The 11509-nt window shown below is 42.5% G+C and carries 15 protein-coding genes; 11 read left to right on the forward strand and 4 right to left on the reverse strand.

What is annotated here, in order from left to right; translation table 11 throughout:
* Window positions 1–31: 31 nt before the first annotated feature.
* From AC1DWN_RS18140 to glnA, 7 genes are all read left to right on the forward strand, one after another.
* Window positions 32–589 carry a ribonuclease FAU-1 family protein gene (locus tag AC1DWN_RS18140; protein WP_477560325.1) on the forward strand — a complete coding sequence of 186 codons (558 nt, stop codon included), beginning with the start codon at window positions 32–34 and terminating at the stop codon, window positions 587–589.
* Window positions 586–1263 (forward strand): YdcF family protein, encoded by a 678-nt coding sequence (locus AC1DWN_RS18145; protein ID WP_477560312.1) that lies wholly within the window; start codon window positions 586–588, stop codon window positions 1261–1263. Before AC1DWN_RS18140 ends, AC1DWN_RS18145 begins: the two co-directional genes overlap by 4 nt.
* 89 nt (window positions 1264–1352) lie before the next feature.
* Window positions 1353–2339: an AAA family ATPase gene (locus tag AC1DWN_RS18150; RefSeq protein WP_477560313.1), complete on the forward strand. Its 987-nt coding sequence runs from the start codon at window positions 1353–1355 to the stop codon at window positions 2337–2339.
* A gap of 27 nt (window positions 2340–2366) precedes the next feature.
* Complete coding sequence (gene hflX, locus AC1DWN_RS18155) at window positions 2367–3659, forward strand: GTPase HflX (protein WP_477560314.1); 1293 nt, start codon at window positions 2367–2369, stop codon at window positions 3657–3659.
* A gap of 47 nt (window positions 3660–3706) precedes the next feature.
* A complete protein-coding gene (locus AC1DWN_RS18160; RefSeq protein ID WP_477560315.1) occupies window positions 3707–4999 on the forward strand; it encodes a methionine gamma-lyase family protein in 1293 nt (430 codons plus the stop codon).
* A gap of 61 nt (window positions 5000–5060) precedes the next feature.
* A complete protein-coding gene (locus AC1DWN_RS18165) occupies window positions 5061–5471 on the forward strand; it encodes a MerR family transcriptional regulator (RefSeq protein WP_475809045.1) in 411 nt (136 codons plus the stop codon).
* Between the two features lie 46 nt (window positions 5472–5517).
* Window positions 5518–6846 carry a type I glutamate--ammonia ligase gene (glnA, locus tag AC1DWN_RS18170; protein ID WP_477560316.1) on the forward strand — a complete coding sequence of 443 codons (1329 nt, stop codon included), beginning with the start codon at window positions 5518–5520 and terminating at the stop codon, window positions 6844–6846.
* Between the two features lie 245 nt (window positions 6847–7091).
* Here glnA and AC1DWN_RS18175 read toward each other — a convergent pair whose 3' ends face one another.
* The 3 genes from AC1DWN_RS18175 to AC1DWN_RS18185 form a co-directional block, all read right to left on the reverse strand.
* Complete coding sequence (locus AC1DWN_RS18175; RefSeq protein ID WP_477560317.1) at window positions 7092–7214, reverse strand: hypothetical protein; 123 nt, start codon at window positions 7212–7214, stop codon at window positions 7092–7094.
* Between the two features lie 275 nt (window positions 7215–7489).
* A complete protein-coding gene (locus AC1DWN_RS18180; RefSeq protein ID WP_477560318.1) occupies window positions 7490–7606 on the reverse strand; it encodes a YjcZ family sporulation protein in 117 nt (38 codons plus the stop codon).
* 134 nt (window positions 7607–7740) lie between these two features.
* Window positions 7741–7968 carry a hypothetical protein gene (locus AC1DWN_RS18185; protein WP_477560319.1) on the reverse strand — a complete coding sequence of 76 codons (228 nt, stop codon included), beginning with the start codon at window positions 7966–7968 and terminating at the stop codon, window positions 7741–7743.
* 563 nt (window positions 7969–8531) lie between these two features.
* Between AC1DWN_RS18185 and AC1DWN_RS18190 the strand changes: the two genes are divergently transcribed.
* Window positions 8532–8753 (forward strand): hypothetical protein, encoded by a 222-nt coding sequence (locus AC1DWN_RS18190; RefSeq protein ID WP_477560320.1) that lies wholly within the window; start codon window positions 8532–8534, stop codon window positions 8751–8753.
* A gap of 96 nt (window positions 8754–8849) precedes the next feature.
* Here AC1DWN_RS18190 and lexA read toward each other — a convergent pair whose 3' ends face one another.
* A complete protein-coding gene (gene lexA / locus AC1DWN_RS18195; RefSeq protein WP_477560321.1) occupies window positions 8850–9470 on the reverse strand; it encodes a transcriptional repressor LexA in 621 nt (206 codons plus the stop codon).
* A gap of 235 nt (window positions 9471–9705) precedes the next feature.
* Between lexA and yneA the strand changes: the two genes are divergently transcribed.
* The 3 genes from yneA to AC1DWN_RS18210 all read left to right on the forward strand — a co-directional run.
* Window positions 9706–10002, forward strand: coding sequence for a cell division suppressor protein YneA (yneA, locus tag AC1DWN_RS18200; protein ID WP_477560322.1), 297 nt, complete (start codon window positions 9706–9708; stop codon window positions 10000–10002).
* 261 nt (window positions 10003–10263) lie between these two features.
* Window positions 10264–10977: an ABC transporter ATP-binding protein gene (locus tag AC1DWN_RS18205; RefSeq protein ID WP_477560323.1), complete on the forward strand. Its 714-nt coding sequence runs from the start codon at window positions 10264–10266 to the stop codon at window positions 10975–10977.
* A partial coding sequence (locus AC1DWN_RS18210; RefSeq protein WP_477560324.1) for an ABC transporter permease occupies window positions 10974–11509 on the forward strand: 536 nt, incomplete at its 3' end. The genes AC1DWN_RS18205 and AC1DWN_RS18210, both read left to right, overlap by 4 nt.

Raw genomic sequence — 11509 nt, forward strand, 5'->3', positions numbered from 1 at the left:
ATTCCCAAATGAACGGAAGGGTACGTTCCGTATGAAGAGAAAATTTTCAGATCGTGCAAACTGGCGGCGCATATTACGTAGAAGTTACTCATGTCTTGCGCTTGATGGCGATGAGTTCAAGGGCCTCGTTACGTTTTATCGGATACACGAATTGAGGGAGCCGCTTTGGAAAGAATATGATGGGCGGAGGCTTTGTTTAGCAGATCGTGGTTATTTATGGATGCAGCATTTCCCGAGAGGCGAACATTTTGTTGTAACGACAATGTTTGATGATAAGGGACGTGTTGTACAGTGGTATATCGATGTTTGCAAGACACAAGGCTTAACTGACCAACAGGTACCTTGGTTCGATGATTTGTATTTGGATGTGGTAGTATTGCCTAGCGGAGAGGTATTTCTAATGGATGAGGATGAGCTGGAGGAGGCTTTGAAGCAAGGAGATGTGAATAATCGGGACGTTGCGCTCGCACGCAAGACGGCCGGTAAATTACTCTCAAGCATTCGCAATGGCCGATTCCGCTATTTCACACTCAGTCTCAAACATAGGAAGAGCCTAATGGAACGTGCTGGGGAGCTTAGTGAGTCATGAAGACTGCAGCAAATAAAAGGAGTAAGCCGCGTAAACGAACGAAAAAAAATCGTCCGTGGCTTCTCCTGTTTCGCTTAGTTGCTTGGTCAATTGTCGCTGGCGTGTTCTGGTGCGGTTACATGCTATGGTTGATTAATGGTTTTGACTCGGACAAGCCGATTGCTAAAGCTGATGCAGGCATCGTGCTTGGCGCAGCGCTTTGGAATAATGTACCTAGCCCAGCCCTTAAAGAAAGATTGGATTATGCTTTCCAACTGTACGAGGAAGGTGTAGTTGACAAACTGATTTTGTCCGGCGGCTTCGATTTCAAAGGTGCGCAGAAAACAGAAGCAGAGGGCATGCGTGACTATTTAATAGCAAAAGGTATAACGCCAGACAAGCTGTTGCTAGAAAAAAAGGCTACCAGCACCTATGAAAATTTATTGTTCAGTAGGACGATTGCGAAGGAGCATCAGTTGTCCAAGCTGCTTATTATAACGCATGATTATCATGCAGCCCGAGCCGGTGAAATGGCTAAACAATTGGATTTTGCTCATGTAGAAATGGCGGGAACCCATTCGATGGTRCTCAACGCATTTTATAATGAATCGCGAGAGGTACTTGCTTATACGAAATGGAAGCTTGATTCGGTATTTCTATGGTTAGGTCTACGTCCTCCTGAACTGTTGCTGTGAATCTGTTAATATGCGACTGCAAGATAGAATAAACTTGTAGTGCGGTTAGCCGCTACAGCTCTCGGTGCAAAGGATAGGTGATTGAGCAAATGAATGGTAACGTCGTTTCAGGTCCAGGCAATGGATCTGCAAGACCCTCCCGTCAAATAAATGTAGTGCTTAGAAGTCAAGAGAACTTTCAGACCGGAGTATCTGCACCAGCATTGGAGGCGGATCACTTAGTTGCCTTAAAACCGCTGCCAAGCGTAGATCAATATGCCGATATTCAAAAGGATTTAGAGCCGATGATCGGCATGGATAATGTGAAATCTCTTGTTTATGAAATTTATGCTTTGCTCTATATTAGCCGGATGCGTTCGGAAGCAGGTTTGTTCGGAGGCTCACATGTTTATCATATGATTTTTAAAGGCAATCCGGGCACTGGTAAAACAACGATTGCACGTATTGTGGCAAAGCTGTTTCAGAAGATGGGGGTCTTATCCAAGGGTCATTTGATTGAAGTTGAGCGTGCTGATCTTGTTGGTGAGTATATCGGTCATACCGCACAGAAGACCCGTGATCTTGTACGCAAAGCATTAGGCGGCGTGTTGTTCGTCGATGAAGCGTATAGCCTTGCACGAGGCGGCGAAAAGGATTTTGGGAAGGAAGCTATCGATACGCTTGTAAAGTCGATGGAGGATTACCGGAATCAGTTTGTCCTTATATTGGCTGGCTATCCTGCTGAAATTGATGATTTTTTGCTAACAAACCCAGGCTTGCCATCACGTTTTCCGATTCAAATTGAATTTCCAGATTATTCGGTGGATCAATTGATTCAAATAAGTGAGCTGATGGCAAAGGAACGAGATTACATATTGCAGCCTCAAACCATATTCAAGCTAAGACAGCATTTGATGCAGGAGAAGCTCAGCACGTTATTCTCATTCAGCAATGCGAGATATGTGCGAAATTCAATCGAGAAAGCGATTAGATTTCAAGCTGTGCGTTTAATAACGCAATATGCGAACTCCGTTCCTGGTAAGCAGGAGCTAATGACGATTAGGCCAGAGGATTTAAAGTGGGATTCGAAGTCTTAAAGATTGCGAATAAAGAAGGAGAATGAAATGAGCGAGAAAACTTTCGATATCAATACTAACATTAGTGAAAAAGCAATATTAGTCAGCCTGGTAACATCTAACGAAAAGCGACATGGTGGAGACCCAGAGCATTCTCTGAATGAGCTTATACAGCTTGCGGAAACAGCAGGTGTAGAAGTGCTCACCACCCTTACACAAAATAAAGAATCAGCTGATTCCAAGTGGTTGATTGGTAAGGGGAAGGTCCAAGAGGTCAAGGCGTTGGCAGATGAACTCAGTGCTACAACAGCGATTTTTGACCAACAGCTATCAGGCGCTCAAGTGCGTAATTTAGAAGAGTCTCTTGATCTGAAAATTATCGATCGTACGCAATTGATTCTAGACATCTTTGCACAGCGTGCGAAAACACGTGAAGGCATTATACAGGTAGAGCTTGCCCAGCTCAGCTACTTGCTGCCTCGTCTATCGGGCCACGGTAAAAATCTGTCACGGCTAGGCGGAGGAATTGGAACGCGTGGTCCGGGTGAGTCGAAGCTGGAGACAGATCGTCGGCATATCCGAGATCGCATATTTGACTTGAAGACTTTGCTTGACGAAGTAGTTCGACACCGTCAGCTCCACAGAGAACGCCGTAAAAAAGCAGGTGCGATCCAAGTCGCATTAGTTGGTTATACAAACGCGGGTAAATCGACCTTGCTGCGTGAAATGACGCAGGCAGATGTGCTTGTTGAAAATCAGCTATTTGCTACGCTCGATCCAACCTCACGCGCACTCGAGCTGCCAAACGGCCGTGAAGTTGTGTTAACTGATACGGTAGGGTTTATTCAAAATCTGCCTCATGATCTTGTAGCAGCATTTCGAGCAACATTAGAGGAAGTGAATGAAGCGGATCTAGTGCTTCATGTGATAGACAGCAGCTCGCCGATGCGCGACGAACAAATTGCCGTAGTTGAGAAAATTTTAGCTGACCTCGGTTCAGCTGATAAGCCAACGGTTAAGGTGTTTAATAAGAAGGATCTATGCACCACAGAGAGCGGCTCATTGTCCGATTTGCCGATAACGGGCGGCGATACTTTGGTCATCAGCGCTTATGAGGCTGATGATCTTGAACTGTTGCGTCAAACGGTTCAAGACAAGCTAAGCGGGGATACACTGACGTTTCTCGTACCAGCAGAACGTGGTGATCTAATCGCTCTTGCTTATCGGAGCGGAGAAGTAGTTAGTCAAGAGGTAAGCGAGGAATCCATGCGTCTTACCGTACATGTGAGCAAGCAGCAATATGAGCAGCATGGTCAACGCTTGAAGCAATTTATAGAGTAACGTTTAAGATTTGAAGATTTGGGTTAATAAAGGGAGAAGATATCGGCATGAATGAGCAACATGAGAAACAGAATGTATGGGAACAGCTCGAGAGGCTAGCGGATGAAGCTGAGCTTCGTGCAGCTGATTCCTTTCACAGCGTGGATCGAATCGCGGAACGTAATCAGTGGAAGGTTATTCGGGCATTTCAACATCACAAAGTGAGCGATTTTCATTTTGCAGGCTCGACAGGCTATGGCTATAATGATCGCGGTCGTGAAGTTCTTGATCTAGTCTATGCGGATGTAATGGGGGCTGAGGCGGCTATCGTTAGGCCTCACTTCGTTTCCGGAACACACACGATCAGTTGTGCCCTGTTTGGCGTACTTCGCCCAGGGGACGAACTTTTGTATGTTACGGGTAAACCATACGATACACTGCACAAGGTTATAGGAAAGCCTGGGGATGGTAAAGGCTCGCTTCAAGACTGGGGAGTTAAGTATGGTGAGGTAGATCTGCTTCCAGATGGCAGTCTGGATTGGGACAGGATTAAGCAATCTATAACTGCTAAGACTAAGGTGATTGGTATTCAACGCTCGCGCGGCTATGATTGGCGCGCATCATTTACTGTTGCGGAAATCTCAGAAATCGTAAGCCGAGTTAAAGCCTTAAAATCGGATGTGCTTGTTTTTGTAGACAACTGCTACGGGGAGTTCACAGAGCTGCTGGAGCCCACTCAGGTAGGTGTAGATATAATGGCAGGGTCTCTTATAAAGAACCCAGGCGGCGGTTTGGCTGAAACGGGAGGCTATATAGCGGGTACTGCAGCGGCTGTACAAGCAGCGGCTTATCGGTTAACTGCACCAGGAATTGGCGGCGAGGTAGGAGCAATGCTCGGAACGCTTCGATCCATGTTTCAAGGGTTGTTTCTGGCACCGCATATGGTTGGTCAAGCCATTAAGGGTAGTATTCTTGCAGCTTGCATGTTCGAGGAACTGGGATTTGAGACGAAACCACGTTGGAATGAGCCGCGCACAGATCTGATACAAGCGGTGAGATTTGGACAAGCTGAACATCTAATTGCATTTGTGCAAGGCATTCAGAAGGCTGCTGCAATTGATGCCTATGTTGTGCCTGAGCCATGGGATATGCCTGGATATGAGAATGCGGTTATAATGGCTGCGGGTACATTCATTCAAGGCGGAAGTTTAGAACTATCAGCAGATGCTCCGATTCGCGAGCCTTACATAGCTTATATGCAAGGCGGCCTAACCTATGCTCATGCAAAATATGGCGTTTTGACTGCGTTGAATCAGCTTGTGGACAATGGATTAATTGTGATCAAACCTAACATAACTTGACACATTTGAGGCGCAACGTTAGAATGAACATATATTAGAGCAACTGGAAGGTTGATGCGACATGGCTGATGATATTCGCAGAAATATGGCATTATTCCCAATTGGAATCGTTATGAAGCTTACGGATTTAACAGCCCGCCAAATCCGCTACTACGAGCAGCATGAATTGATTATTCCGGCACGTACTGCAGGAAATCAACGCTTATTTTCGTTTAATGACGTGGAGCGACTATTGGAAATTAAATCGCTAATTGAGAAAGGCGTTAATATCGCCGGTATTAAACAAGTAATGAATCCTGTATCTAAGGAATCAGATGATGCGACAATCGTCAGTGAGCAGTCTGAAGTGAAGCGCAAGGAGCTTTCTGATCAACAATTGCACAGATTGCTTAAGCAACAACTGTTAGAGAAAAGACCAGGACAAGCCTCGCTTATTCAAGGTCAATTAACTCGTTTCTTAAATAAGCGATAATAGAGCCTATTTTCACAATCGTTTTACAATCAAAGGAGATGATTCTGTGGGTTACACCAAAGAAGATATCAGACGTATTACACAAGAACAAAATGTACGATTTATTCGTTTGCAGTTTACTGATTTGCTTGGAACTATTAAAAACGTTGAAATACCTGTCAGTCAGCTAGAGAAGGCACTTGATAACAAGATGATGTTTGATGGATCTTCTATCGAAGGTTATGTACGGATTGAAGAATCCGATATGTACTTATATCCTGACTTGGATACATGGGTAGTGTTCCCTTGGGTAGCACAAGACAGAGTTGCCCGTTTAATTTGCGATATTTATATGCCTGACGGTACACCGTTCGCTGGAGACCCACGTGGTATTTTGAAGCGTGCGCTTAAAGAAGCTGAGGAAATGGGATACACCGCTATGAATGTGGGTCCTGAACCGGAATTTTTCTTGTTCAAGACGGATGCTAATGGCGAACCTACTACAGAGCTTAACGACCAAGGCGGTTACTTTGACTTAGCGCCAATGGATATGGGTGAGAACTGTCGCCGCGAAATCGTACTAACTCTTGAAGAAATGGGTTTCGAGATTGAAGCGTCACATCATGAGGTTGCACCAGGACAACATGAAATCGACTTCAAATATGCGGATGCTATTAAGGCTGCAGACCAAATCCAGACTTTCAAGCTTGTTGTAAAAACGATCGCTCGTGAGCATGGCTTGCACGCATCATTTATGCCTAAACCTTTGTTTGGTGTGAATGGTTCAGGTATGCACTGTCATCAATCCTTATTCCAAGGCAACACAAATATGTTCTACGATGAGAAGGACAAGCTAGGTTTAAGTGCGACAGCACGTTACTACATGGCGGGAATCTTATTGCATGCTCGTGCTATGGCGGCGGTTACTAACCCAACAGTCAACTCATACAAACGTCTTGTACCAGGATATGAAGCACCTTGCTATGTAGCTTGGTCAGCAAGCAACCGCTCGCCGATGATTCGTATTCCAGCTTCTCGTGGGCTTAGTACACGCGTTGAGGTTCGTAACCCGGATCCAGCAGCTAACCCATACCTTGCTCTAGCAGTTATGCTAAAAGCAGGCCTAGATGGAATTAAAAATCAAGTTCAGTTGCCGGATCCAACGGACCGCAATATTTATATTATGACAGAAGAAGAGCGATTGGATTCTGGTATTCCAAGCTTGCCAGTTGACTTGAAAGAAGCGCTAGATGAAATGCTGAGAAGCGACATCGTTTGTGAAGCGCTTGGCGATCATGCTCTTGCTCATTTCTACGAATTGAAAGAAATCGAGTGGGATATGTACCGTACACAAGTTCACCAGTGGGAACGCGATCAGTATTTAACTCTTTATTAAAAAAATAAGGAATCCCTTAGCGCTTAGAGCGTTAAGGGATTTTTTGTGTGGATCTTAATTTTACTCTTGTTCCTAATTTGAGATAGCTTATTGTTAGGCTTGTACAATGGGGGCAGCCTTTATTTTGCTTTTCTATAATCCTGCTGTAGCTTGACAAAGCATCACTAACATCTATTTAAATGTACTGAAGTGCCATAATAGTCTAAGTATCTTAGATTGAGAGAATTCCTAAGAAATCAAAGTTTTTATTTCTTTTCTTTTCTCGCCTTAAGCAGCGACAACAAAGCTACTGCATCGGTTATTATCACTAAAACCGCAGCTATTAATGCTAAGTCATCGGCACTCAAACCTTCTGTTTTTTTTTTCATCACCAAACCTCCTATTCTAGTTCACTCATTAGCATATTCAGTTATGCTACATTTGATAGGGCTTTTGGTAAGTAGATATGAAGTATTTGAGATAAATTCGAATAAATCAGAATGTGCTAGAGTAGATGCATAGTCAACCAGAAATGTATGTGTTGGTTAATATTAGGCTGTAAACAGACAAAAAGACCCACATTATGGGTCTTTTTGAATTGTATTCAATTTATATAGTAGTCTGAATTCATGGAAGTCACCTTAAGATGCTTGATTACTAATGCTTAGTAACCGCCGCCCCAGCCGCCAAATCCACAACTACATGCGATAATAACCAATAAAATGAATAGTACCAGAATAAATCCGATGTTGTTATTTGCACCGCCAACATATCCACCCATTTAAGATTCACCTCTTTCTTCTCTTTGTACATGATAAGATATGCACAGTTTAAGCTTCATGTTTGGGTGTTTGTTCAGTAGAGACATTTGACTAGATTGGATGAATCCCCTTTAGAAAAAGTGGAACTCATTATTTAATATCTGCCTGATGATGAGCTGCCATCATTGCGGATGACTACATAAATGATTATTCCTAAAATAGGGAAGAACAAGATAGCTAATAAAACAATAATCGCGAATTCTTGACTTCGCCCTTTACTTAATGCATCACGGTAAGCCCATATGCATGAAACGATATGCAGGATGAACAGAAATAATGCGATAAAAGGATAGATGATTCCAAATAAACTGAAATATTCCACATAATCACCTCACATCTTGATTGTGATGTTAATACGTTCTAAATCGGAAAAAGTAACGATATTATCCATATATGGAGTAGTTAGTAAATAATGACTACCCATAATACTAATCATATGTTCTAATACTACAAACACAAAACAGACCCATTGGATGGGCCTTTTTTGTGTTTGTAATCAAAATTTTACGTCTTGGACTAATGGACGATATATCTTGAATGATTAATTAGTAGCCTCCGCCAAAGACGCCACAGCTACAAGCRATAATGACCAATAAAATAAATAGCACCAGAATAGTACCAGTGTTTGTAAAAGCTCCACCTACACTAGACATTTTTCATTCCACCTCCTTTTTATTGAGTACATTGTAATTTATGCAGGTGTTCCTTCTAGTGATTGGATTGTTGTTACATAGATATATAAACACTGACAATAGCATAGGGATAACAAAGCAGAGAATATATATGGACTTGCAATAAGAACGATTTTTTGAAATAATAAGAACAAGTGTTCCTATTGGCGTGAAAATTTTATCTTAAGGTTGATGTGAATGGAGTTGAATATATATGCTTCGAGATCGAGAGCGAAAGTTGTTGCGAATACTATGGAATTTAAATCAAATGGAGTGGGCTAAAAATGACTTTACAATTGTTTGTCGGTTAACCGGATGGTCAAGTAAAGAAATAGAGGTGCTGCTTGAACATTTAATAGATGACAAGTATATCGAGAGAGATGTGGGCAATCATTTTATTCGAGTGATTGAAGGATGGGATCGTTCGAAGGAATAGGGCAGAATAGAAAATCATTATAAAAAAAGACTAAATCCTGTTTGCTAGCGCAAGGATTCAGTCTTTTCATTATGTACATTTGATCTAAATAGCTAATTAATGAAAATCACGGAATAGTCCAATGACTTTGCCTAAAATCGTTACGTTCTGGAGTCGAATAGGCTCCATGGAGGAATTTTCTGGTTGTAAACGAAAGTGATCTTTCTCTTTGTAGAAGGTTTTGACAGTCGCTTCATCATCTTCATTCATAGCAACAACGATATCTCCGTTATTAGCGGTCGGTTGTTGACGAACGATAACATAATCTCCGTTGTGAATGCCAGCCTCGATCATACTCTCTCCCATTACGCTCAATATAAAAACGCTGCTATCGCCTACGAAATGCGATGGAAGAGGGAAGTACTCCTCGATATTTTCAGTTGCTGTAATCGGTATACCAGCTGTTACTTTACCGACAATCGGTACTTTGGATACTGCGAGAGGGATAATTCCATCTACACCTTCATTGTCTAAAATTTCAATAGCACGAGGCTTAGTCGGATCTCGACGAATAAGCCCTTTCTTCTCCAACCTGTCCAAATGTCCATGGACGGTTGAGCTGGATAATAATCCAACAGCTTCTCCGATTTCTCGGACGGACGGCGGGTAGCCTTTCTCCCGAACTTCATTCTTAATAAATTCAAGAATCGAATGTTGTCGGTTGGAAATCTTCGACACTGCGATCACTCCAATAGTAGGTTTGTTGTAGGAAATTATAACACAGAACCGGAGTTCGTACAAACATAAGTTCTTAAGTACAGAAGTTCGTATTTTTTTGTTGACTACAAACATTTGTTCGTGTATTCTAAAAACAGAACAAACGTTTGGGGTGCTGATAATGATAACAAGTCCAAGTTTTTACAGAACAATACACACACAACAAGAGAGTAACCTAACCACAATGAGGCGTCGTTTGCTGACAGTTATGCAACGGCATGTCGTGAAGATAGTAGTAAGTATCGCGTTATTCGTTCTACTGTTTACTAGCTTTTTGCTTATGGGTACAAACGCATCGGGGAATGAGATTTCAGCTGTTTCGATGGGTGAACAACTGGTGACTGTGAATGCAGGAGACACACTTTGGGGAATAGCTAAACGCTTTAACGATGGCAGTGAAGATACTAGATATATTATCTACTTAATTAAGGATCGTAATAAACTGCAAAATGCAGATATCAAGCCTGGTCAGAAGCTCATTATTCCCAATTAATCCTTTACTCTTTTTACATAATAATAGGAACAAATCTAATCGATAAGCTTTCCGAACTTGCAGAATGAGTGACTTCTGCAAGTTCGGAAAGTTTTTTTGTTTGAAGTGAAGGGGAAGATCACTTTCATATCGTCTATTAATAGGGACGTTATTGAACGGAGGTTATTTATAGAGTATGAAATAGGCTCGAAGAGTTGGTTATAACTAGCATTTATATTAAAATAGATTAGATTGTCATTTTTTGTAGAAGGAGAACCCTATATGTTACGTGTTGAAGGCTTATCCCATTCTTTTCAAACGGGGAATGAAACGACGCCTGTACTCCAGCAGATCAGCTTTACTGTGGGTAAGGGAGAGATGATCGCTTTGCTAGGGAGCTCTGGCTCAGGCAAGTCCACCTTACTGAATTTAATGGCAGGCTTGATGAAGCCGACAGAAGGTAGTATTTATATTGCGGATCATAATATTGTATCGATGAATGAGAACCAGTTAGCTGAATTTAGGCGCAAGCATATTGGGTTTATTTTTCAAGCGTATGAATTGGTTGCTCATCTTACCGTACGAGAAAATGTTGAGCTTCCGCTTGTGTTTCAGTCCATTCATCCATCTGTTCGCAAACAAAAAGCGCTCGATTTATTGAAGCAGGTCGGTATTCCAGAGAAGGCAGAATTGTTCCCGTCCCAGCTCTCAGGTGGTCAGCAGCAGCGTGTCAGTATAGCACGTTCACTTATAACAGAGCCTTCTGTCATATTCGCGGATGAACCAACTGGAAACTTGGATACGAAGACCGAGGAAGAAATTATAGCGATATTGAAACATTTGAACCAGACAATGAAGACGACTTTTATTATTGTTACGCATGAGCGAGAGGTAGCCATCCAGACTCAGAAAATCATTACATTGCGTGATGGCTTTCTAGTTACGGAGCAGGAAGCAGCTTCCGAACCAAAGCTTGCGGAAGGGAGCTTACATTGAGAATTAGTGATATTACGCGTTTATCTTGGGATCAAGTGAAACGACGAAAAGTGGTCACAGCACTTTGTGCGGCAGGCATATCGATAGGCTGTGCAGCTATCATCGTTGCCATGAGTATAGGCGAGTCCGCTCAGCTCTATATCGAACAAGAAATGAACAGTTATTTGAAAATGGACGAAATTACTGTGAGTGCGAATACAGGTGGACACTCAAGTGTGGAAGGAACGTCTCCTGATGCGGGAACACTTCAGCAGGGTAGCTTGACTAAGCAAAAGCTTGATCTTATTAGGAAGTTTCCACATGTCGTAGCTGCTGCTCCTTATCAGCAGTTGAATCATATGCAGATGTCTACACTTGATCAAACGAAATCGCCCAATTACACCGAAGTTATCGCAACCGATCTGGATATGCTGACTGCGTTCGGCCATTCTTTTTTGCAAGGGGCAACTTCTGATTTGGCGGGGACAGTCGTTCTTAGTTACGGTGCTACACTTGGTATGGTTGACGAGGAAGCGCGACAAAGCTTAGAGAC

The sequence above is a fragment of the Paenibacillus sp. P4_A7 genome (assembly GCF_056402455.1).